This window comes from Micromonospora sp. NPDC049203 (assembly GCF_043197215.1).
In the GTDB taxonomy this organism is placed as follows: Bacteria; Actinomycetota; Actinomycetes; order Mycobacteriales; family Micromonosporaceae; genus Micromonospora.
Genome location: NZ_JBICSV010000006.1, coordinates 322,934 through 344,789 on the forward strand (window position 1 = coordinate 322,934; position 21,856 = coordinate 344,789).

At 73.0% G+C, this 21,856-nt stretch carries 15 protein-coding genes; 7 read left to right on the top strand and 8 right to left on the bottom strand.

What is annotated here, in order from left to right:
• A complete protein-coding gene (locus tag ACGFIA_RS19145) occupies window positions 1-1,569 on the bottom strand; it encodes a glycosyltransferase (RefSeq protein ID WP_393261165.1) in 1,569 nt (522 codons plus the stop codon).
• Window positions 1,566-3,185: a glycosyltransferase family 4 protein gene (locus ACGFIA_RS19150; protein ID WP_393261168.1), complete on the bottom strand. Its 1,620-nt coding sequence runs from the start codon at window positions 3,183-3,185 to the stop codon at window positions 1,566-1,568. The genes ACGFIA_RS19145 and ACGFIA_RS19150 overlap by 4 nt, the downstream gene beginning before the upstream one ends.
• A gap of 229 nt (window positions 3,186-3,414) precedes the next feature.
• Here ACGFIA_RS19150 and ACGFIA_RS19155 point away from each other — a divergent pair, with 229 nt between their 5' ends.
• The gene (locus ACGFIA_RS19155; protein ID WP_393261171.1) at window positions 3,415-4,605 is read left to right on the top strand and encodes a hypothetical protein; all 1,191 of its coding nucleotides are present in this window, start codon (window positions 3,415-3,417) and stop codon (window positions 4,603-4,605) included.
• A 4-nt stretch (window positions 4,606-4,609) separates the two neighbouring features.
• Here ACGFIA_RS19155 and ACGFIA_RS19160 read toward each other — a convergent pair whose 3' ends face one another.
• Complete coding sequence (locus tag ACGFIA_RS19160) at window positions 4,610-6,511, bottom strand: hypothetical protein (protein ID WP_393261174.1); 1,902 nt, start codon at window positions 6,509-6,511, stop codon at window positions 4,610-4,612.
• A 277-nt stretch (window positions 6,512-6,788) separates the two neighbouring features.
• On the opposite strand from ACGFIA_RS19160, the gene ACGFIA_RS19165 reads away from it, so the two are divergent.
• Both ACGFIA_RS19165 and ACGFIA_RS19170 read left to right on the top strand, forming a co-directional pair.
• On the top strand, window positions 6,789-8,231 hold the full coding sequence (locus ACGFIA_RS19165) for a glycosyl transferase (protein ID WP_357388913.1): 1,443 nt from the start codon (window positions 6,789-6,791) through the stop codon (window positions 8,229-8,231).
• Window positions 8,228-10,378 (top strand): glycosyltransferase family 1 protein, encoded by a 2,151-nt coding sequence (locus ACGFIA_RS19170; RefSeq protein ID WP_357388911.1) that lies wholly within the window; start codon window positions 8,228-8,230, stop codon window positions 10,376-10,378. The genes ACGFIA_RS19165 and ACGFIA_RS19170 overlap by 4 nt, the downstream gene beginning before the upstream one ends.
• A 62-nt stretch (window positions 10,379-10,440) precedes the next feature.
• On the opposite strand, the gene ACGFIA_RS19175 is transcribed toward ACGFIA_RS19170, so the two are convergent.
• From ACGFIA_RS19175 to ACGFIA_RS19195, 5 genes are all read right to left on the bottom strand, one after another.
• Window positions 10,441-12,057 (bottom strand): glycosyltransferase family 4 protein, encoded by a 1,617-nt coding sequence (locus ACGFIA_RS19175; RefSeq protein WP_357388909.1) that lies wholly within the window; start codon window positions 12,055-12,057, stop codon window positions 10,441-10,443.
• A gap of 50 nt (window positions 12,058-12,107) precedes the next feature.
• The gene (locus tag ACGFIA_RS19180; RefSeq protein WP_393261178.1) at window positions 12,108-13,781 is read right to left on the bottom strand and encodes a glycosyltransferase; all 1,674 of its coding nucleotides are present in this window, start codon (window positions 13,779-13,781) and stop codon (window positions 12,108-12,110) included.
• Window positions 13,778-14,812, bottom strand: coding sequence for a Gfo/Idh/MocA family oxidoreductase (locus ACGFIA_RS19185; protein WP_357388905.1), 1,035 nt, complete (start codon window positions 14,810-14,812; stop codon window positions 13,778-13,780). The genes ACGFIA_RS19180 and ACGFIA_RS19185 overlap by 4 nt, the downstream gene beginning before the upstream one ends.
• Window positions 14,809-15,918, bottom strand: coding sequence for a DegT/DnrJ/EryC1/StrS family aminotransferase (locus ACGFIA_RS19190; protein ID WP_393261181.1), 1,110 nt, complete (start codon window positions 15,916-15,918; stop codon window positions 14,809-14,811). Before ACGFIA_RS19190 ends, ACGFIA_RS19185 begins: the two co-directional genes overlap by 4 nt.
• 151 nt (window positions 15,919-16,069) lie before the next feature.
• Window positions 16,070-16,702 carry a TetR/AcrR family transcriptional regulator gene (locus tag ACGFIA_RS19195; protein ID WP_357388901.1) on the bottom strand — a complete coding sequence of 211 codons (633 nt, stop codon included), beginning with the start codon at window positions 16,700-16,702 and terminating at the stop codon, window positions 16,070-16,072.
• A gap of 154 nt (window positions 16,703-16,856) precedes the next feature.
• On the opposite strand from ACGFIA_RS19195, the gene ACGFIA_RS19200 reads away from it, so the two are divergent.
• From ACGFIA_RS19200 to ACGFIA_RS19215, 4 genes are all read left to right on the top strand, one after another.
• Window positions 16,857-17,759 (top strand): ABC transporter permease, encoded by a 903-nt coding sequence (locus ACGFIA_RS19200; protein WP_357388899.1) that lies wholly within the window; start codon window positions 16,857-16,859, stop codon window positions 17,757-17,759.
• Window positions 17,752-18,552: an ABC transporter ATP-binding protein gene (locus ACGFIA_RS19205; RefSeq protein WP_013285259.1), complete on the top strand. Its 801-nt coding sequence runs from the start codon at window positions 17,752-17,754 to the stop codon at window positions 18,550-18,552. Before ACGFIA_RS19200 ends, ACGFIA_RS19205 begins: the two co-directional genes overlap by 8 nt.
• 104 nt (window positions 18,553-18,656) lie before the next feature.
• Window positions 18,657-20,159 carry a bifunctional cytidylyltransferase/SDR family oxidoreductase gene (locus ACGFIA_RS19210; protein WP_357388897.1) on the top strand — a complete coding sequence of 501 codons (1,503 nt, stop codon included), beginning with the start codon at window positions 18,657-18,659 and terminating at the stop codon, window positions 20,157-20,159.
• A gap of 19 nt (window positions 20,160-20,178) precedes the next feature.
• The gene (locus ACGFIA_RS19215) at window positions 20,179-21,855 is read left to right on the top strand and encodes a CDP-glycerol glycerophosphotransferase family protein (protein ID WP_393261186.1); all 1,677 of its coding nucleotides are present in this window, start codon (window positions 20,179-20,181) and stop codon (window positions 21,853-21,855) included.
• The last annotated feature ends 1 nt before the right edge of the window (window position 21,856 follow it).

Consider the following 21,856-nt stretch of genomic DNA (forward strand, 5'->3'; position numbering starts at 1 on the left):
CTACTTTCCTCCAGAGGGCCAGATTCGGCGCAGGCGGGCAAGGAACCGACCGGGGGTCACCGGCGTGATCGCGACGATCACCTGGCCCTTGTGGTTCGTGGTGGGCGTGACGAGGTGCCACCGGACTCCGCGCCGGACCACCAGCCGGGGTGCGCCGACCGGGCGGTCGGCGCGCAGCGGCGCCGAGCCCGTCCCGCCCAGGGCGGAGACCTCGGCGCGTACGATACGACGCTCGCCGGCCGCCGCGACGACCGCCAGCAACCGGTCCACCGCGAAATCCGTCCGTACGACGGTACCGGGCCCGGCGGACTCCACCGACGTGACACCCGTCAGATCGCCCACACTGACGCGCAGCGCGTCCGCGCTCAGCTCGGCCAGCTCGGCCCGGCGGCTGCGCGCGGTGATCACCAGGGCCCGGGCACCGGCGGCGTCGCGCCCCCAGGCCAGCCCGGTCGCGGTCAGCCTGGCCAGCAGCGCGGCGACCCGGCCGGTCACGTCGTACCAGTCGTCCGGATAGCCGAACGCCGGGTCGCGGAAGCCGACGTGGTCGGCGTACCAGCTGTCACCCTCGACGACGACATCGGGCAGGGACCGGTCCGACTGCTGCTCGATCAACGTGCGCAGGGCGTCGAGGTCGCCGTCGCGCGCCACCGCCACCCGCAGCCGCTCCTCCGGCGCCATCCGGGCGGTCACGCCGTCGGTCAGGTACGCCTCGGCGAGCTTGCGGACCCGGTCGTGGACGTGCCGCTGCTCCTGCGGGTCGAGGGTGAGGAACTCCTCGCGCAGCAGCTTCGCCACCTCCCAGGTGAAGTGGCGCACCAGCACCGCGTCGCGCCGCGCGCCGGGCTCGATCAGGCCGGCGACGAAACCGACGAGCTCCTCGGCGCAGCGCAGCCGCTCGGAGAACCGGCTGGCGTAGGTGATGTTCTGGGCGTTGTCCCGCTTGACCGCGTAGTAGTACTCGTAGTCGCCGAGAACCGACACCTTCTTCGCCCGGAAGCACGCCTCCAGCGTGAACGGCTGGTCGCTGCCCATCGGCATGTCCGTGCGGAACCGCAGGCCGTACCGCTCGACCAGCTCCCGCCGGAACAGCTTGGTGTTCGACAGCGACCACGGCAGGTCGCTGTCGAACAGGTCGAGCCGCTCCTGGGTGGTGGCGTAGACGGCCTGGTGCACGTACCGCTTGTTGGTGCCGACCATCCGGCCCAGCACCACGTCGGAGTCCCACCGGTCGGCGGCGTCGACGAGGCGCTCCAGCGCCTCCGGGCCGAGGTGGTCGTCCGAGCCGATGAAGAAGACGTACCGGCCGCGGGCGTGGTCGAGCGCCAGGTTGCTCGGCGCCGCCGGGCCGCCGGAGTTGGCCTGGTGCAGCACCCGGACCGTGCCCGGGTACCGCTCGGCGTAGCGGTCCAGTTCCGCGCCGCTGCCGTCGGTGGAGCCGTCGTCGACGGCGACGACCTCCAGCCGGTCCAGGCCGATGGTCTGCCCGACGAGCGAGTCGAGGCAGGCGGTCAGGTAGGGCATGGTGTTGTAGACCGCCACCACCACTGTCACGTCCGGCCCGCTCACGCCCCCACCTCCACCTGTGCCGGTCGCACCGGGGCGGGCGACGGCGACGCCGGACGGGGCGGCGCGCCGGGCAGCAGCCGGGCGTAGACCTCGTCGAGCACCCGCGCCTGCGCCTCCCAGGTCCAGCCGGCCAGCAGGCCCGGCCGGTCGTACGCGGCACGGTAGCGCTGCGGGTCGGCGAGCACCGCGGTGACCGCGCGGACGAAGTCGGCCACGTCCTCGGCGCGGAACACCTCGCCCTGACCGGTCTCCCGGACAGTCTCGGCCATGGTGCGCACGTCGGAGACGACAAGCGGCAGGCGGGCGTGTGAATACTCGAAGAACTTGGTGATCAGCGCGATCTCGTGGTTCGGCCAGTGCTGGATCGGGATGACGCCGACCTGGGCGCCGCTGAGGTAGCGGACCACCTGGTGGTGCGGCACGTAGGGCAGCACGTGCAGCCGGTCCGCCGCGTCCAGCTCGCCGGCCCGGGTGACCAGGCCCCGGACGTACGCCGAGTCGGGCTTGTTCACCACGAGCGCGACGTGCGCTCCGGGCAGCCGGGGCAGCGCCTCGACCATCACCCCGAGGCCGCGCTTGGCGGCGGCCACCCCGCTGTAGACCAGTAGCGGGGTGTCCGGGCCGAGCCCGCAGCGGGCGCGGATGTCCGGCGCCGGCTCGGCCGCGTCGGCGGGCAGCTCGTCCACCGCCGGGGCGTTCAGCACGACCGCCGGCCGTTCGGCCAGCCCGTGCTCGGTGCGCAGCAGGTCGGCCAGGCCGCCGGAGACGGTCATGGTGGCGTCGGCGTACGGCACGTACTCCCGCTCGTGCGCCACGTTGCCGGGCAGCCAGCGGGCGTTGTCGCGCCACGGCTGCACGCCGGGCAGATATTCGTGGGCGTCCCAGAGCAGCGCGATCCGCCGGCCCTTCGCGGCGGCCCGGACCTTCGCGCGGGCGCCGACGCCGAGCATCCGGAAGTCGTTGGCGTGGATCAGGTCCGGCGCCAGCTCGTCGACGACCGGGCCGTAGGCCAGCTCGTAGTCCCACAGGCCCGGCTCCAGGCGCCGCCACGCGCCGTCGCCGCGCAGCCTCCGCCAGAACAGCGTGTACGCGCGGTCCCAGGGACCGTCCAGCTTGCGGCCCTTGCGGGCCCGGGTGAGCTGACGGTTGCGGAACCCGACCCACTTGCGGGTCAGCCCGGACAGCTTCTCCTCGGCGCGCAACGCGGCCCAGGGCAGCCCGCCGGGCCGGCCCGCACCGGACTCGCGGGCCGCGACGGTGAGCGCCGCCCGGCGTACCGTCAGGTCCGCGCGCCAGGCCTTGACCGCCTGGGTACGGTGCGCCGCGATGCCGCTGGGCGGATAGGCAAGCGGGTGCCGCAGCCAGGCCCGGCGGAACTCGTGCCGGCGGCGGGCCAGCGGCTCGGGCATCGGCACGAGGCGTACCTCGGCGGCGCCGAGCCGCCAGCTCTGCGGCTGACCGGCCGGCGCCCGGCCGAGCAGCACGACGTCCCAGCCCGCGTCGGCGGCGGAGCGGGCCGCCTTCTGCACCCGGGAGTCCCCGATGACCCCGTTGTCCACCAGCATCACGACCCGTCCCCGGGTGCCCGCCGCTGCGGTCGTGCCGTCAGATCCCATTCCTGCTCGTTTCGTCGTCGCCAGCACCGCGCCCGCGGACCCGAGCGAGTCTACGACAGCGGTCGCGACGCGAACGCCCACCGCCGCCGGTACCCCACGATCTGCCGGACCGGTTGCTACCCTCCATCCTGTTCAACGGCCGGCGCCCGCTGCGGGTCGTTCGCCGGGTCGCCGGCCGCGCCACGCGGGCCCTCGGACAACCCCAGCTCAGCGCGAACGGGACCGCACAATGGACGTGGTGACCACCGAGGAACCCAGCCGGCCCGCGCCAGCCCCGCCGACCGGGCCGGCCACAGCCGAACGCGTCCGGCCCGGCCCCGTCCGGCGGCTGCGCGACGCCGCCCGGGACGCGGCACCCGCGCTGGCGGTGTTCGCGGTGATCCGGCTGATCGGCCTGCTCGTCGTCTACCTGTGGGCCCGCAACCTGGGCGAGTCCCCGGTCGAGCGGCTCACCCGGGCCGACGGCAACTGGTACGCGGGGATCGTCCAGCACGGCTACGACGCGTACGAGAAGACCCAGAGCAACATGGCGTTCTTCCCGCTCTACCCGGGCCTGACCGCGGCCCTGGAGCGGGTCTCCCCGTTCAGCCCGCGCGAGTCGGCCCTGATCGTGGCGTGGCTGGCCGCGCTGGCCGCCGCCTGGGGGCTGTACGCGATCGGCGCGCACCTGCACGACCGGCGTACCGGCATCCTGCTCGCCGCGCTCTGGGGCGCCGTGCCGCACGCCGTCGTGGAGTCGATGGGCTACAGCGAGAGCCTGTTCACCGCGCTGGCCGCGTGGACGCTGTACGCGCTGCTGCGCCGGCACTGGGTCACCGCCGGGGTGGTGTGCCTGTTCGCCGGCCTGACCCGGCCCACCGCCTCGTCGCTGATCCCGGTGGTGGGGCTGGCCGCGCTGCTGGCGATCGTCAGGCGGCGCGACGGCTGGCGGCCGTGGGCGGCGCTGCTGCTCGCCCCGGCCGGCTGGCTGGGCTACCTGGCCTGGGTGGGCGACCGGACCGGCCGGCTGGACGGCTGGTTCCACATCCAGTCCGCCGGCTGGGGCACCACGTTCGACTTCGGCGTCTACACGGTCGACCGCGGGCAGCAGGCGCTGGTCCAGATGGCGGCGCTGCCGCTGCTGGTGGTCACCGTGGTGGCGCTGCTGTCGATCATGTTCTTCGTGCTGAGCGCGATCGACCGGCAGCCGTGGCAGCTGCTGCTCTACAGCGGCCTGATGCTCGTCACCACGCTCGGCGCGGCCGGCTACTACCACTCCAAGGCGCGGTTCCTGCTGCCGGCGTTCCCGTTGCTGCTGCCCGCCGCCGTGGGCCTGGCCCGGGCCGGATGGGCCCGGGCCGCCACGGTGCTGGCGACACTCGTCGCGTTCTCCGCCTACTTCGGCGGCTACCTGCTGATGATCTGGACGAAGTCGCCCTGACCGGTCAGCGGGTGAACGGCCGGACGTCCCACACCCAGACGTCCGCGACCCGCTCCCCCGGTCCGTACAGCGCGTCCAGCACGGTCTTCAGGTTGTCGTGGCGGCGGGCGCCCCGGTCCGGCAGCACCACCGCGTCGGCCTTCCAGTAGCGGACGTCGGCGCGCGCCTGGTCGACGTCGGCCGGGCCGACCGCGGTGTCCCGCTCGCCGAGCGAGACGGCGGTGAGCAGCTTCGCCGTGGGCTGCGGGTCCACGCCCCAGCGGCCGGTGTTGTCGGTGGCGGAGACCGGGGCGAGGAAGTAGCCCTCGGGGACGGCGAAGCCGGCCACCGCCGCGGAACTCCAGTACAGCGACGTCATGCCGTTCACCGGCACGGGGACCAGCGTGCGGCCGGGGGCCACGTGGTCCCGCCAGGTGCCGGCAGTGACGAAGTCCGGCACCGGAGTGCGGCCCTTGGCATCGAGCGGCATCGGCATGATCGGCAGCAGCGCGGCGGCCACCGCGACGGCCCCGACGCGGGCGGCCAGCCGGCCGGCGGGTTCGGTGCGGCGGGCGGCGAGCCGGTCACCGGCGACCGCGAGCAGCACGCCGAGCGCCACCGTGGTGATCAGCGCGAACCGGGACACCACCACGGAGTCGAACACGGGCAGGTCCTGCACCAGGGCGAACGGTGCGGGGACGTCGGTGCGGCGGGTGCCGACGGTCCAGGTGGTGCCGACGGAGAACAGCGCCGAGACCACTGCGACGGCGCCGAGCACCCGGCCCGTGGTCTCCCGGCGCAGCCACCAGAGCACACCGGCCGCGAGCACCACCAGGGACCAGCCGTAGAAGCTGGCCTGCTCGGTGGTGTTCGGCGCCCAGCCGATCGCGCTGGTCGGGCCACCGGCGAGCGACTTGGTGGCGAACTGGACGAACGAGCCGAGCTTCAGGGCGTAGATGTCCGGGGTGCCGGGGTGGCCGACCCGGTGCTGCGGACCGGCGAACTGCATCCACAGCGGGTACGCCGCCGCGGCCGACACCAGCACGCCGGTGATCGCCAGGCCGGACAGCAGCGGGCGCAGCCGGCGCACCGCGTCGCGGGGCCGGAACGCGAGGTAGGCCAGGACCAGCATCAGGCAGCCGAGCGCGGTCAGGAAGAGGATCTCCAGGCTGATGAAGAACTGGGCGACCACCAGCCCGCCCAGGATCAGGCCGTCGCGGATCACCCGCTCGCCCCGCGACAGCGCGACCACCCGCCAGACGATGAACGGCACCAGCCACTGCGCGGTGATGTGCGGGTGGCCGTTGCTGTGCGAGATCAGCGCGGGCGCGAAGGCGCAGAACAGCCCGCCGACGAACGCGGCCGCCCGGGAGCCGACGACGTGCCGGGACAACACGTGGTACCAGGCGTACCCGGTGCCGGCCAGGTTCAGCGTGATGAACAGCAGATAGGAGAAGGACGCGCCGAACAGCAGGGTGAACGGGGTGAGCACCAGGCCGGGCAGTTGCATCCCGACGTTCGTCATCAGGTTCACGCCGGCCGGGGCGTTCTGCAGCGTGGTGAAGAACGGGTTCTCCAGGTTGGTGACAGCGTGCGCCGCGTACGCCAGCATCCACTCGTTGAAGCCCTGGTCGTTCGGGCGGCTGCCGAGCAGCCGGCCGTCGTAGTCGCGCCAGCCCCGGGCGGTGACCCAGAACGCCCCGGCGAGGTAGACCAGCGCCACGAGCGCGTCGGCCCGCCGCCACCGGCCGCCGCGCCGCTTTTCGGCCGCCGTGTCCGGCTCCGGCTGCTCCGGCTGCTCCGGGGCCGTGGTCGTCGTCGGGCGCGGGGTGGACGACCCCGGATCGGACGAGTCGTCGGCCGCGGACCCGTCGCCGCCGGTGGGGGCGGGCTCACGGTCGCGGGTGTCGGGCGCAGGCGCGGTCATGGCTGAGGAGTCTACGAAAGCGGAGGCCGCGGTCGAGGACCGGCCGAGACGGCGTGTCCGGCCGGCCGGGCCACCCGGCGGAGGTGCGGTGATCCGGGGCACGGCGCCCGGGGTGGCGGCCGAGCGGCGGCGGGCCCGGCGCACGCGACGGCGTTATTGTAGTGTCCGCAGGCGCTCCGGCGGTCGTTACCGGCCACCGGGCACAGCAGGCGCCGCGTCCGGCCGAGCCGTCCAGGCCGTGACACGGCATCTCCCCACCTCCCCAGGATCGGAATCGATGAACAACGGGCGAACTCTCTGGGACTCGTTGAAACTCCCCCGGCCGCGACGGTCCGGGTCCCGGCCGCACATGGTCTACCTCGCGATCGGCTTCCCACCGGCGGCCAAGAGCTGCGCCTACCGCATGCGGGAGACCGCCAACCAGTTCGCCGCCGCGGGCTGGGACGTGACCGCGGTCACCATCGCCGACGAGGCCTGGGAACGGGAGTACGGACTCGACCACACCCTCTCCCAGGGCGTGGACCCCAACGTGCGCGTGGTGAAGCTGCCGCTGTTCCGCGACGACCTCGAGACCGACATCCGCTCGTTCACCGAGCAGCGTGCCCTGGCGCACCTGGACTACCTGGCCGAGCTGCGCAAGCAGAACCTGAAGATCTTCCCCGAGCCGGTCTTCGGCGGCTGGCGTCCGGCGCTGGAGAAGGCCCTGCTCCGCATCCACAAGGAGCGGCACGTCGACCTGCTGGTGACCACCTGCGCGCCGTACGTCAACCTCTCCGCGACCTGGAAGCTGTGGGAGACGCACCGGGTGCCGTACGTCGTGGACTTCCGCGACGGCTGGTCGGTCGACGTGATCAACAACGGTGAGGCGTTCACCCGCGAGTCGGTCTCCGGGCAGTGGGAGATCAAGCTGCTCACCAACGCCGTCGCCATCTGGAACGTCAACGAGCCGATCTCCCGCTGGTACCGCGAGCGCTATCCGGAGCTGGCGCACAAGATGCGCGTCGTGCGCAACGGCTACGACGCGGCGAGCATCCCGGCCCAGGTCCGCCCCGCCCCGCCGGACCGGCCGCTGACCTTCGGCTACCTCGGCGCGCTGAACCTTCCCGTACCGCTGCTGAGCGCCGTGCTGGAGGGCTGGCGCACGGCGCGCGCGGAGGACCCGGCGCTGGCCGACGCCCGCTTCGAGGTACGGGGCCACATCGGCGCCGCCTGGGCGCGCGGCGACAACGCGCACGCGGAGCTGCTCAGGGCCGCCGCCGTCGACGGCGTGCTGGTCGGCGGCTCGGTGCCCAAGGCCGAGGTGGTCGACCTCTACTCCCGCTGGGACGCGGTGGTGCTGATGGTGACCGGCGGCCGGTACATGACGTCCGGCAAGGTGTACGAGTACATGGCCACCGGCCTGCCGGTGGTCTCCGCCCACGAGGCCGACCACGACGCCTCCACCGTGCTCTCCACCTACCCGCTCTGGACCGGCGCGGTCGGGCTGGACCCGGCCGAGCTGGCCGGCGCCTTCCGGCGGGCCGCCGCGATGGCACGTACCGCCGACGCGCCCGAACGGGAGAAGGCCCGCGCCGAGGCGCGGCAGTACGCCCGCGAGGAGCAGCTCATCCCCGCCGTCCGGGAGGTGACCGACCTGGTGCTGGGCGCCGGCGGTCCGGCCGGCACCGCACAGCCCGCCCCCGCCGGCGCGCGCGTCCTGGCCCGAGAAGGTAGGTCATGATCGAGGTCCTGATGGTTATGGGCACCGTCCCCGGACGGGTGGCGGTCCTGACCGACGCGCTCCAGCAGTTCCGCGACAAGGGCGTCACCGTACGGGTGGCCACCACCTTCGACCCGGTGGAGAAGATCCCGGCGGCCACCGAGCTGGCCGAGGTGCACCTGCTGCCCACCGCCAAGGAGCTGGGCCCCCGGTTCGGCCGGATGGTCAAGCGGGCGGCCCCGGCCCGGCGCCCGTGGCTGCGCGCCCAGCGCGACCCGTGGGTACGCCGGCACGCCAAGCGGGCCGACGTCCTGGTCGCGCTGGACGCGCAGGCACTGCACACCGTCTGGCAGCTCGCGCAGCGGTACCGGCGGGCCGACGCCGTCTACGGCATCGCGCCGGCGCTGCGCGCGGTGGAGAAGCGGTCCGCCGACCCGGCCCGCTACCGCCGTCCTCGGCTGAACACCGTCGGCCCGGCCCCGAGCGTGCTGGCGAGCGCCACCCGCAGCCAGACCGTCGACCTGGCGAAGCGGGTGTTCGAGATCAGCACCGGCAAGCGGGCCATGAAGCTCGGCCCGGTGCGCTGGTTCTGGCAGGGCGCCGTCACCGCGCCCGGCCTGCCGGAACGGCACCGCGGCAAGATCGCCCGTCGGGTCACCGGCACCATGCTCAAGACCGGGCACGGCGCCAGCGCGAAGCGGCTGGCGCTAGCGGCGCAGGGCCGGCTCACGAGCCCGGCGACGAAGGGCCAGCTCCTCGGCCCGATCGTGGACGCGGAACTGAGCCAGGGCAAGGTGCCCGAGCACCTGATGACAGTGGTGCGGGGGCAGCTCAAGCTGGCCGACGGCTTCCTCAAGAAGCGCAACCCGGGCAAGGCCGCACCGCACGTGCTGCGCGCGTTCAACCTGATGTTCCACCGGATCGTGCAGTTCGACGGCACCACCTCGCCGCTGGCCGAGGATCCGGAGAAGTTCCTCGCGCCGCTGCACAACAGCGAGGCCGGGAAGGCGATGGCGACGCCGCGCGGCCGGCAGAGCCCGGCGGCGTTCCCGCCGGCCGGCCGGCCGCACCGGATGCTCTTCTTCACCGGGCTGAACGACAACTTCCTCGGGCCGATCCTGGAGCGCTACGAGGCGATGCCCGGGGTGGAGGTCCGCCGGCTGAACCTGATGGAGGAGTCCATCCTCCCGGTGCTCAGCAACGGCCGCACCAACGTGACGCTCCACATGCTCGCCGGGGCCTCGAAGCGGGCCGGCGAGGTCCAGGAGGCGTGGGGCCCTCACCTGGAGTGGGCGGACACGGTCTTCGTGGACTGGTGCAACCTCGGCGCCGCCATGCTGACGATGATCGACCCGGGCACCACCCGGGTGATCGTCCGGCTGCACAGCTTCGAGGCGTTCAGCTGGTGGCCGCACCTGACCGACTGGTCGCGTGTGGACGACGTGGTGTTCGTCTCTGAGCACCTGCGCGACCTGGCACTGGCCGCCGTGCCTCGGCTGCGCGCCCCGCAGGGGCCCCGGACGCACATGATCAGCAACGCGATGGACCTGCACCGGTACGTGGCGCCGAAGGTCTCCGCGGACAGCCGGTTCACCCTCGGGCTGGTCGGGCTCAGCTCGCTGGCGAAGGACCCGCGCTGGGCCCTGGCGGTGCTGCGCGAGCTGCGCCGCCGCGACGAGCGGTACCGCCTCAAGCTGGTCGGCGACGACCTCAACCCGGAACTCAGCCCGGCGATCTCCGACTACGTGCGGGAACTCGACGCCGAACTGGCCGAGCTGGAGCCGTCCGGCGCGGTGGTGCGGACCGGCCGCACCTCGGACGTGCCGGGCGCGCTCACCGACGTCGGGGTCATCCTCAGCACCTCGCTGCGGGAGAGTTTCCACTGTGCGCTCGTCGAGGGCGCGGCCAGCGGCGCGGTGCCGGTGGTGCGGGACTGGCCGTTCTTCGCCGGCCGTCCGCACAGCGCCCGGAGCCTGTTCCCGAGCGACTGGGTGGTGGGCACGCCGCAGGAGGCCGCCGAGCGGATCCTGGCCCTCACCGCCACCGAGGAGGTCTGGCGGGAGGCGGGCCGGGCCGCGGCGTCGCACGTGCTGAGCACCTGGGACTGGTCGGTGACGCAGAAGGACTTCGACCGGCTGCTGCTGGAGCCGCCGGCCACCGCCGGCTGAACCGGCTTACGACGGAGATCGGCCGGCTCCCCCTGTGGGGGGCCGGCCGTTTGTGCCGGGGGTCAGCGCGTCGTGGCGGCGTACTCCCGCTCGTCCTCGGGGCGCCGCGACGACGGCGGACGCGTCCCGCCCGTCGACGCGCCCAGCAGCGAGGCGTACACCTCGTCGAGGATCCGGGCCTGCGCCTCCCACGTCCAGCCCTCCAGCAGGCCGGGCTTGTCGTAGGCGGCCCGGTAGCGCTCCGGGTCGTCGAGCACGGCCCGGACCGCGCGGACGTAGTCGGCCCGGTCCTCGGCGGTGAACACCTCACCCTGCCCGGTGGCCCGCGCGGTCTGCGCCATGGTCTTCACGTCACTGACCACGATCGGCAGCCGGGCGTGCGAGTACTCCAGGAACTTGGTGATCAGCGCCAGCTCGTGGTTGGGCTTGTGGTGGATCGGGATGACACCGGCGTCCGCGCCGGACAGGAACGGCACCACCTGCCAGTGCGCCACGTACGGCAGCAGGTGCACGCGGTCCGCGACGCCGAGTTCGGCGGCACGCTCCCGCAGCGCCTCGGAGAACTGGTTGTCGCCGTTCGGGTTCATGGTCACGAACGCGACGTGCACGCCGGGCAGCTCCGGCAGCGCCTCCACCATGATCTGGCAGCCCCGGCTCGGGTTCACCGCACCGGAGTAGACGAGCACCGGCGTACGGGCGTCCACGCCGCACAGGGCCCGCAGGTCCGGCACGTCGCCGTCGGCCTCGGCCGGCGGCGCCATCGGCGCGTTGAGCACCACGGCCGGCCGGTCGGACAGGCCGTGGGTCTCCTGGAGCAGGTCGGCAAGCGTGTCGGAGACGGTCACCACCGCGTCCGGGTAGGCGGCGTACTCGGCCGTGTAGGCGATCTGGGCCGGCAGCCAGCGCGGGTTGTCGGCCCGGCCGGTGATGCCGCCGACGAACTCGTGGGCGTCCCAGACCAGCTTGGTCCGCCGCCCGGCGGCCCGGGCCCGCAGGGTCGCGCGCGCGCCGATGCCGAGCATCCGGAAGTCGTTGGCGTGGATGATGTCCGGCTTGAGCTCGTCGAGCGTCTTGCGGAAGGCGATCTCGAAGTCCCACAGGCCCGGGTCCAGCCGGCGCCAGGACCGGTCGCCCATCAGCCCCTGCCAGAACCGCACGGGCAGGCGGCTGAACAGCGCCTCCGGATCGGCCTGCGACTTGCGCAGCCGGCGGGTCTCGCCGCTGCGGAACCGCACCCAGCGGGCGAGCGCGGTGGCGGCGGCGCGGGCCGGCAGCTGGGCCGCCCGGCCCACGGTGGCCGGCAGCCCGCCGCCCAGCGCCTGGGCCCGGACGCGGCGCTCGTACAGGTCGGCCTGCCAGGCCTTGATCTCCTGGACCCGGTAGGCGGCCTTGGTGGTGTTCGCGTACGCCAGCGGCCGGCGCAGCGACCGGCTGTACTCGCGGGGCAGCCGGTGCAGCGGCTTGGGCACGCGCAGCAGCCGCACCTCGGCGTCGCCGATGCGCCAGGTGTCGACGTCGGAGCGGGCGTTACGGATGCCGAGGAGGAAGACCTCCCAGCCGGCGTCGGCGGCCGACCGCGCCGCCTTCTGCACCCGGGAGTCGCCGTGGACGCCGTTGTCGACCAGCATCACCACCCGGCCCCGGGTCGGTCGGGCATCGCTGTGAGCGCCAGCTTGCATCGGGTGTTTCTCCTCGTTGACGGGGCGGGCGTGGGGTGGTGGGTGGGCGGTCACCGCAGGAACGCGTCGAAGACCTCGGCGGTGCGTCGCCCGTCGTGGTGGTCACGGACGTAACGTGCGCCCTCCGCGGCCAGGGCGACCGCGGCGGGCCTGTCGTCGAGCAGCGACTCGATGGTCTTGACGAGCGTGGCGGGCGTGGCGTTGGCGATCGGCGGCGCGACTCCGGCGGCCCGGTGCGGGCCCTCGCTGAGGTACGCCACCACTACCTTGCCGGCAGCCATCCCCTCACAGGAGAAGGTGCCGTAGCTGCCCATCACCAGCTGGTCGACCACGATGTCGCACTCCTGCACCTGGCGACGCATCTCGTGGTGCGGTAGCCCTTCCACCAGGCGCAGTTCGATGATCCGTCGGTCGTGCAGCTCCCGCAACCGGGGCAGGAGCCGGTCGGTGCCCTTTGTCCACCGTTTCGACGGCGCGTGCAGCACCACCGGCCGGGCGCGTTCCAGCACCGGGCGGTCGCAGGCCCAGGCGTCCACGTCGACGATCAGCGGCGCCCAGGTGGCGAACGGCACGTCGTCCAGCAGGTCGGGGGTGGTCACGAAGAACGGCAGGCCGCTCTCCTCGGCGGTGCGCCGGTTCCGTTCGGTCACCGTGGTGAGCTGCCCGATCAGGTCCTCCGGCGCGTCCCGGAACGCGGACTCGGGGTGCCGTTCCAGGTGCGCGCCGGGGTGGCGGATCTCACTGCCGTGCGCCAGCAGCGCGACCTTGAGCCGGGCCCGGCGCAGCGCGGGCAGGTCCGCCGAGATGTCGTCGCCGTTGGCCCGGCCGAGCACCGGGCGGAACGCGTCCACGATCAGGTGGGTGTACCAGCCGAGCACCCGCTCGGCCTGCGCGGCCTGTACGTCGAGCCGGTGCTCGCCGGGGTAGTTCAGGTAGCGGTCGGCCGGGTAGCGGTAGGTGGCCGGCGGCTTGGCCATCACCAGTTCGACGCCGACGTCGGCGCGCGCGGTGGTGATCGCCACCGCCAGGGCGGAGAGCTGCCCGGCATAGTTCGCCGTGCCCAGCCCCAACCGGATCGGCCCGGTGCCGAGCGGACGCCACGGGCCGGGCGTGCCGGCCTCGATCGGCGCGACCGGCGGCTCCGGCGGCTCATCGCCGCCGCGCTGCCGGGCCCGTTCCACCGCCTTGGTGAAGGAGGGCAGCGAGCCGGGGGCGAAGAGATCGCCGACGCCGTGCCGGGCCAGGTGCTCGCGGACCGCCCGGCTGTCGGCCGCTACCACTGGTAGCCCGGCGGTGCGGAAGGTGTCCAGCAGGCCGAGGCCGGCGTCCGGGTCGAACCCGAACACCGCCACGTCCGCGGAGGCGAGGAACGCGGCCGTCACGGTGCGCGGACGCGGCACCACGTGGACCCGGCGCCGGGCCTTGCCGGCCCGGCGGATCAGGTCCTGTGCCGCCGCCCGCTCCGCCCCGTCACAGGCCAGCGCCAGGTGGACCTCGGGCAACCGGGCCAGGGCGCGCAGCACGCCGTCCAGCGCCCGGTCGCGTGTGATCCCGCCGGCGTGCACCAGCAGCGGCGTGCCGGCGGGAAGTTCACACAGTTCGCGTACCGAAGGGGTCTGCCAGGGCCGCGTGCCGGCGGCGGCCCGGCGGAGCGCGATGCGCCACCGCCGGGGGATCCGCCGCCGTACCGCCGAGACCGTCCGCCGCACCGGCGCCGGGCTCATCGCAGTGCCGGCTCCGCGTCGCTGCCGCTGGCCGCGACGGACACGACCTTGCCGTCGGCGGAGGACTCCAGCAGGGCGGCGGCGACCTGCACGGTACGCAGGCCCTGCCGCAGCGTGACGATGTCGCTCTGCTTGCCCTCCACCGCGTCCCGGAAGCGCTCGTGCTCGACCAGCAGCGGCTCCCGCTTCGGGATGGCGAAGCGGACCATGTCGCCCTCTGCCACACCGCGGAAGGCGCGCAGCGCCTCCCACTCGGTGTCGATGGCGGCGTTGGCGTAGAACGTCAGGTCGGCGGTGAGCGTGTCGGCCACGAAGCAGCCCTTGTCACCGGTGACCACAGTGGACCGCTCCTTGAGCGGGCTGAGCCAGTTCACCAGGTGGTTGACCATCGTGCCGTCGGCGAGCTGGCCGACCACGGCGACCATGTCCTCGTGCAGCCGGCCGCTGCGCGAGACGGTGCGGGCGGCGACCGAGCTGTACTGCTGGCCGGTCACCCAGGCGGTCAGGTCGATGTCGTGGGTGGCCAGGTCCATCACCACGCCGACGTCGGCGATCCGGTGCGGGAACGGGCCCTGGCGCCGGGTCACGACCTGGAACACCTCGCCCAGCTCACCGGCCTCCAGGCGGGTGCGCAGGCTCTGCAGCGCCGGGTTGTAGCGCTCGATGTGCCCGACGCCCGCGACCAGGCCGGCGTTCTCGAACGCCTCGACCAGCCGGGTGGCGGCCTCGACGGACTGGGCCAGCGGCTTCTCGATCAGCGCGCAGACGCCGTTGGCGGCCAGCTCCATGCCGATCGGCTCGTGCAGCGCCGTCGGGCAGGCCACCACGGCGTAGTCGACACCGAGGGCGAGCAGGTCGCTCAGCTCGGGTACGACCGGCGCGCGCAGCGTGCCGGTCACGTCGCCGGCCGGGTCGACCACGCCGACCAGCTCGACACCGTCCAGGTTGGACAGTACGCGGGCGTGGTTGCGGCCCATCGCGCCGAGGCCGATCAGACCGGCCCGCAGCTTGCGACCTTCACCTTCACTCATCGGGCACCGCCGGCCAGGTTCGCGCCCTCGGCGATCCGCTCCAGGTCGGCCTGGCTCAGCGACGGGTGCACCGGCAGCGAGACCACCTCGGCGGCGGCCCGCTCGGTCTCCGGCAGGTCCCACGGGCCGGGATTGCCGTCGGCGCCGAGGTACGGCTTGAGCCGGTGGATCGGGGTCGGGTAGTAGACCGCGTTGCCGATGCCCAGCTCGGTGAGGCGGGCCTGGGCGGCGTCGCGGTTGCCCCGCACCCGCACCGTGTACTGGTGGTAGACGTGCTTGGCGCCGTCGGCGACCGGCGGGGTGATCATGCCGGTGATCGCCGAGTCGAGGAACTTGGCGTTGGCGCGGCGCTGCTCGGTCCACTCGGCGAGCTGGGTGAGCTGCACCCGGCCGATGGCGGCGGCCACGTCCGTCATGCGCATGTTGGCGCCGACGATCTCGTTGGCGTACCGCTGCTCCATGCCCTGGTTGCGCAGCAGCCGCAGGGTACGGGCCAGCTCGGCGTCGGCGGTGCTGATCATGCCGCCCTCGAGGGAGTGCATGTTCTTCGTCGGGTAGAAGCTGAAGCAGCCGGCGGTGCCGAACGCGCCGACCGGGGTGCCGTTGCGCTCGGCGCCGTGCGCCTGGGCGGCGTCCTCGACCACTGCGAGGCCGTGCTGCTGCGCGATCGCCATGATCCGGTCCATCGCGGCCGGGTGGCCGTAGAGGTGCACCGGCATGATCGCGACGGTCTTCGGCGTGACCGCGGCGGCGACCGCCTCCGGGTCCACACAGAAGCTGCCCGGCTCGATGTCCACGAAGACCGGGTCGGCGCCGACCAGCCGGACCGCGTTGCCGCTGGCGGCGAACGAGAACGAGGGGACGATGATCTCGTCGCCCGGGCCGAAGCCGAGTGCCATCAGCGTGAGCTGGAGCGCGGAGGTGCCGGAGTTGACGGCGATGCAGTGCCGGCCGCCGACCAGGTCGCCGAACTCCTCCTCGAACGCCGCGACCTCGGGCCCCTGCACGACCCGGCCGCTCCGCAGCACCCGGACGGCCGCCTCGATCTCGGCTTCGCCGATGATCGGCCGTGCGGGGGGAATGAACTCTGGATGCGGCCCGGCCATGGGGCTTCCTCCTGTCGACGCGTGGTTCATGGGAGACATTTCGGGGGATGGTACCGCTCTGTCGGGGAAACCAGCCGTTCGCACTGATTGTCCGACTGGTTGTGACCTTCTGTTCATGATCGGCGACGGACCTCCGGGGGCGGCCCGGGGCTCACACTTCCACCTCGTCGCGCGCAGGCTCCACGCATGCTACCCGCAGGGCGGCGACGATCGCGGCCGCCATCCGGGGCACCTCGACCGGCTCCAGCGGGGCCCGGGAGATCGCCATCCGCCAGTAGACCGGACCGACGATCAGATCGACAGCGGCGCGACGGTCGGTGGCCGGGGACAGCTCGCCGCGCTCGACCGCCCGGCCGATCAGGATCCGGCCCACCGCCTGCTGGTAGTCGTCCAGGGCGGCCTGCAACTTCTCCGCGATCTGCGGGTTGCGGGCGGCCTCGGCCAGCAGGTCCGGGATGATCTGGGCGGCCAGCCGGTGGCGCAACGCGCGCGCCATCACGTGCAGCAGGATCTCCAGGTCACCGAGGAGGCTGCCGGTGTCCAGCAGCGGGATGTTCCGGCCCGCCACCGCCGAGACCATGTCCAGCACCAGATCGAGCTTGGAACGCCAGCGGCGGTAGATAGCGGTCTTGCTCACACCGGCGCGGCGGGCCACCGCCTCGATGGAGAGGCGACCGTAGCCGACCTCGGCCAACTCCTGCATCACCGCCGCGCGGATGGCGCTGGTGATCTCGCCACGCAGCACCGCCGCGCCGGCCGGGGCACGCCTCTTCTCGGTCGTCACGTGGAACAATGTAGCGCAACGACGGTACGGTTGCGTCCCGACGTTCGGTGGACTACCTTCCATGCAGCAGCGAGGCGGCTCCTCCCGCCCGGCCACGCTGGATCTCTTTCACCGCACTGCTCCCCATCAGCACGAAAGATCGGAGCGCCTGAACATGGCCAACACCGCGGTGGCCGACCCCGAATCCGGACTGACCCGGGCCCAACTGGCCCAGCGGTACGGACTACGGGTGGCCGGGGAACGACCAGCCCTGGGCGAGTACGCCCGGCGGCTGTGGGCGTACCGGCACTTCATGACCGCGTACTCGCGGGCGAAGGTCGCCTCCTCGCTGAGCAACACCCAGCTCGGCCAGCTCTGGCAGGTGCTGACACCGCTCACCAACGCGGCCGTCTACTTCCTGATCTTCGGCGTGATCCTGGCCCAGCACCGGAACGTGCCGAACTTCATCGCGTACCTGTGCACGGGCATCTTCATCTTCATCTTCACCCAGACGGCGGCGACGAACGGCGTCAGCGCGATCACCGGCAACCTGGGCCTGATCCGGGCGCTGCAGTTCCCCCGGGCGGCGCTGCCGATCACGGTGACCCTGGTGCAGCTCCAGCAGCTGCTCATGTCGATGGTGGTGCTCGCCGTCATCGTGCTGATCACCGGCGAGCCGATCACCCTGCGCTGGGTGCTGATCGCGCCGATGCTGCTGCTCCAGACGATCTTCAACGTCGGGCTGAGCATGGTCATGGCCCGCCTCGGCTCCAAGGCCACCGACCTCAAGCAGATCATGCCGTTCGTGATGCGCACCTGGCTGTACGCCTCCGGCGTGCTCTACCCGGTGTCGCTCATCCGCCAGCACCTGCCGGGCTGGGCGGCGAACGTCCTGGAGTGGAACCCGCCGCTGGTCTTCATCGAGCTGGCCCGTTACGCGCTGCTCGACTCGCACCAGGCGAACCTGATCAGCTCGCCGCTGAAGCTGTGGGCGCTCGGCCTGTTCTGGGCGGTCGTGATGGGCGCCGGCGGATTCGTCTACTTCTGGCGCGGAGAGAAGGAGTACGGCCGTGGCTGAGCAGACCCTGCCGCTGAACGCCGGCCCGGTGACCGACTCGGGCCGCGTCCCCACTGTGGTGGTGGACGACGTGCACGTGATCTACCGGATCCACAAGGGCGCGAGCGGCGGCACCACCCCGGTCTCCGCGCTCAAGCGGATCGTCTCCCGCACCAAGGCGCCGAACATCCGCGAGGTGCACGCGGTCAAGGGCGTGAGCTTCACCGCGTACGAGGGTGAGGCGATCGGCCTGATCGGCAGCAACGGCTCCGGCAAGTCCACGCTGCTGCGGGCCATCGCCGGGCTGCTCCCGCCGGCCCGCGGCGCGGTCTACACGAAGGGCCAGCCGTCGCTGCTCGGCGTGAACGCCGCGCTGCTCAACGACCTGTCCGGCGAGCGCAACGTGGTGCTCGGCTGCCTGGCCATGGGCATGCCGCCGGAGGAGGTCAAGCGGATCGCCCCGGAGATCATCGAGTTCTCCGGGATCAACGAGCGCGGCGACTTCGCCTCGCTGCCGATGCGCACCTACTCCTCCGGCATGGGCGCGCGGCTGCGCTTCGCGATCTCCTCGGCGAAGAAGCACGACGTGCTGCTCATCGACGAGGCGCTGGCCACCGGCGACCGCAAGTTCCGGGTCCGCAGCGAGCAACGGGTCCGCGAGCTGCGCGACAGCGCCGGCACGGTCTTCCTGGTCAGCCACTCGATCGGCTCGATCCGGGACACCTGTGAGCGGACCATCTGGCTGGAGAGCGGCGTCCTGAAGATGGACGGTCCCACCAAGGAGGTCTGCGACGCGTACGAGAACCAGAAGTAGCGCCCCGGAGCGCACCGCACCGGGTTCCGCCCGCGGCGGTGCGCTCCGGCGTCCGCGTTAAGGTTCTCGGATCCATCCCCTTTCACCCAGAGTGAGGTACGGCAATGACGCAGGACCACACCACCGCACCGGACGCCACGCCGGCGAGCCCGGCACCCTGGCGCCCCGCACGTACGGTGGCCGTGATCCTCGCCGGGGGGACCGGCACGCGCCTCGGGCTGGGCATCCCGAAGCAGCTCCTCAAGATCGCCGGTAAGCCGATCATCGAGCACACCCTGGCCGTCTTCGAGGCCGCGCCGGAGATCGACGAGATCATCGTGCTGATGGCCACCGGGCACGTCGACGACGCGCGGCGCATCGTCGCCGACGCCGGTTTCCGCAAGGTCACCAAGGTGATCGAGGGCGGCGAGACCCGCAACGACACCACCCGCATCGCGCTCGACGCGGTCGGCGAGGGCGACGTCAACATCCTCTTCCACGACGCGGTCCGCCCGCTGGTCAGCGCCCGGATCGTGCGGGAGTGCGTGAACGCGCTCTGGACGTACTCGGCCGTCGACGTGGCCATCCCGTCCGCCGACACGATCATCCAGGTCGACGCGGACGAGTGCATCACCGACATTCCGGTCCGCTCCCGGCTGCGCCGCGGCCAGACCCCGCAGGCGTTCCGCTCCGGCACCATCCGCGAGGCGTACCGCCGCGCCGAGGGCGACCCCGACTTCGCCGCCACCGACGACTGCGGCGTGGTGCTGCGCTACCTGCCCGGCACACCGATCAAGGTGATCGACGGCTCGGACGAGAACATCAAGGTCACCCACCCGGTCGACGTGCACCTGGCCGACAAGCTGTTCCAGCTCGCCGCCGCCCAGGCGCCCCGGCTGACCGACCACCGCAGCTACGCCGAGGAGCTGACCGGCCGGACCATCGTGGTCTTCGGCGGCAGCTACGGCATCGGCCACGACCTGGCCGAGCTGGCCCGGGGCTACGGCGCCCAGGTCTTCCCGTTCAGCCGCTCCACCACCGGCACGCACGTCGAGCGCGCCGAGGACGTGGCCGCCGCGCTGAAGACCGCGTTCGAGGCGACCGGCCGGATCGACCACGTGGTGGTCACCGCCGGCATCCTGGAAAAGGGCGCACTGGCCGAGATGGATGAGGAGACGATGGACCGTCTCCTGCACGTCAACTTCGTCGGCCCGGTCACCATCGCACGCCAGTCGCTGCCGTACCTGCAGCAGACAAAGGGCCAGCTGCTGCTCTACACGTCCAGCTCGTACACCCGGGGCCGGGCCCGCTACGCGCTCTACTCGGCCACCAAGGCCGCGCTGGTCAACCTGACCCAGGCGCTCGCCGACGAGTGGGCCGAGTTCGGCGTACGGGTCAACTGCGTCAACCCGGAGCGCACCGCCACCCCGATGCGGACGCGGGCGTTCGGCGAGGAGCCGGAGCACACCCTGCTCTCCTCCGAGGCGGTCGCGCAGGCGTCCCTGGACGTGCTGATCTCCGACCTGACCGGCCAGGTGGTCGACGTGCGCCGGGCCCCGGGCGAGCAGGCCGCCGCGGTACCGGCCCAGCCGGGCCCGGATCGGTCCGAGCTGTCCGCCGACGCCTGAATCCGACGGGACGTACCAGATGCGTGGTGACCTGGTCCGCAAGCTGCTCGCCCGGGTGCTGACCACCGGGCTGGCGGTGCTGGCCTTCCTCGTCGTGGCACTCACCGGGGCCACCGGCTGGGGCCTGGCCCTGGCCGTCGCGGCGCTCGCCGCGACCGCGTGGGAGCGCCGGGTCCGGCCGTCGGCCGACGGCCTCGCCGAGACGGTGCTCGTCGCCGCCGGCATCCTGGTCGGCTACGCCCGCCGTCTCGACGACGGTTTCGACCCGGTGCTGGCCGCCACCGCGCTGGTGCTGCTCGGGCTGGTGCTGCTGGTCGGGCCGCTGCGGCAGGCCGGCGCGCTGGAGCTCCGCGCGGCCAACCTCCCGGTCCGCACCTGGACACCTGTGGTCGCGGCCCGGCTCGGCGACGCGCTGCTGGTGCTGCTCGCCGTGGTGGCGCTCGCCGCCGTCCTGGCGCTGCCGGCCTGGACGGCGCTGGCCGCCGCACTGCTGGTGGGCGCCGGGTGCGGGGCGGTCGCGCTGGACCTCGCCCGGCGGCGGTTCCGGCCGCCCGCCGGCGGTGGCCCGGTCGGCCGGGCGCTGCGCCGCCACCAGCCCGAGTTCGTGCTGCACTTCTCCGCGCCGCCCGGCTCGGAATATCAGGTCACCATGTGGCTGCCGTACCTGGAACGGATCGGGCGCCCGTTCGTGGTGGTGCTGCGCGAGCCGGAGCTCCTGCCCGCGGTGGCCGCCGCCACCCGCGCCCCGGTGGTCCTCTGCCCCACGCTGAAGGCGCTGGACGAGGCGCTGGCGCCGAGCCTGCGCGTGGCGTTCTACGTCAACCACGGCGCGAAGAACGCCCACCTGATCCGGTTCAACCAGCTCACCCACGTGCAGCTGCACCACGGCGACAGCGACAAGGCCCCCAGCGCCAACCCGGTCTCGGCCATCTTCGACAAGATCTTCGTGGCCGGGCAGGCGGCTGTCGACAGGTACGCCCGCGCCGGCGTGGAGATCCCCGCCGACAAGTTCGTCGTGGTCGGCCGTCCCCAGGTCGAGGCGATCGAGGTACGCCGGGAGCCGGTCACCCCGTCGGCGCACCCCACTGTGCTCTACACCCCGACCTGGACCGGGCACCACGCCGACGCCAACTACTGCTCGCTGCCGGTGGCCGAGACGTTGATCCGCCGGCTGATCGACCGCGAGGTGGCGGTGATCCTGCGCGCCCACCCATACACCGGCAAGAACCCGGCCTCGGCCCGTCAGCTCGCCCGGCTCACCGAACTGCTCGCCGCCGACCGGGCGAAGACCGGCCGGCCGCACCTGTGGGGTGCCGCAGCGGCCCGCGAGCTGACGCTGACCGAGTGCGTCAACCGCGCCGACGCGCTGGTCTCCGACGTCTCCGGGGTCATCTCCGACTGGCTCTACTCCGGCAAGCCGTACGCGGTCACCGACACCGGCGCCGACGGCGAGCACTTCGTCGAGCGGTTCCCGCTCGCGGCGTCCGGCTACGTGCTGCGGCGGGACATGTCGAACGTGGACGAGGTGCTCACCGACCTGCTCGACGCCGACCCGAAGGCCGCGCAGCGCTGGGCCGCGCGGACGCGCTACCTGGGCGACTTCCCCGCCGACGCCTACGCCGAGGCGTTCCTCGCCGCCGCCCGCCGGGAGCTGGAACCCGACTGGGCGGTCCCGGCGCCGCGCGCCGTGGTGTAGG

What these genes read in the sequence shown, in the direction of transcription:
- ACGFIA_RS19175 (WP_357388909.1), bottom strand. Translation starts at nt 12,057, where the DNA reads ATGCAAGCTGGCGCTCACAGCGATGCCCGACCGACCCGGGGCCGGGTG.
- ACGFIA_RS19180 (WP_393261178.1), bottom strand. Translation starts at nt 13,781, where the DNA reads ATGAGCCCGGCGCCGGTGCGGCGGACGGTCTCGGCGGTACGGCGGCGG.
- ACGFIA_RS19155 (WP_393261171.1), top strand. Translation starts at nt 3,415, where the DNA reads ATGGACGTGGTGACCACCGAGGAACCCAGCCGGCCCGCGCCAGCCCCG.
- ACGFIA_RS19165 (WP_357388913.1), top strand. Translation starts at nt 6,789, where the DNA reads ATGAACAACGGGCGAACTCTCTGGGACTCGTTGAAACTCCCCCGGCCG.
- ACGFIA_RS19150 (WP_393261168.1), bottom strand. Translation starts at nt 3,185, where the DNA reads ATGGGATCTGACGGCACGACCGCAGCGGCGGGCACCCGGGGACGGGTC.
- ACGFIA_RS19170 (WP_357388911.1), top strand. Translation starts at nt 8,228, where the DNA reads ATGATCGAGGTCCTGATGGTTATGGGCACCGTCCCCGGACGGGTGGCG.
- ACGFIA_RS19160 (WP_393261174.1), bottom strand. Translation starts at nt 6,511, where the DNA reads ATGACCGCGCCTGCGCCCGACACCCGCGACCGTGAGCCCGCCCCCACC.
- ACGFIA_RS19210 (WP_357388897.1), top strand. Translation starts at nt 18,657, where the DNA reads ATGACGCAGGACCACACCACCGCACCGGACGCCACGCCGGCGAGCCCG.
- ACGFIA_RS19185 (WP_357388905.1), bottom strand. Translation starts at nt 14,812, where the DNA reads ATGAGTGAAGGTGAAGGTCGCAAGCTGCGGGCCGGTCTGATCGGCCTC.
- ACGFIA_RS19190 (WP_393261181.1), bottom strand. Translation starts at nt 15,918, where the DNA reads ATGGCCGGGCCGCATCCAGAGTTCATTCCCCCCGCACGGCCGATCATC.
- ACGFIA_RS19200 (WP_357388899.1), top strand. Translation starts at nt 16,857, where the DNA reads ATGGCCAACACCGCGGTGGCCGACCCCGAATCCGGACTGACCCGGGCC.
- ACGFIA_RS19215 (WP_393261186.1), top strand. Translation starts at nt 20,179, where the DNA reads ATGCGTGGTGACCTGGTCCGCAAGCTGCTCGCCCGGGTGCTGACCACC.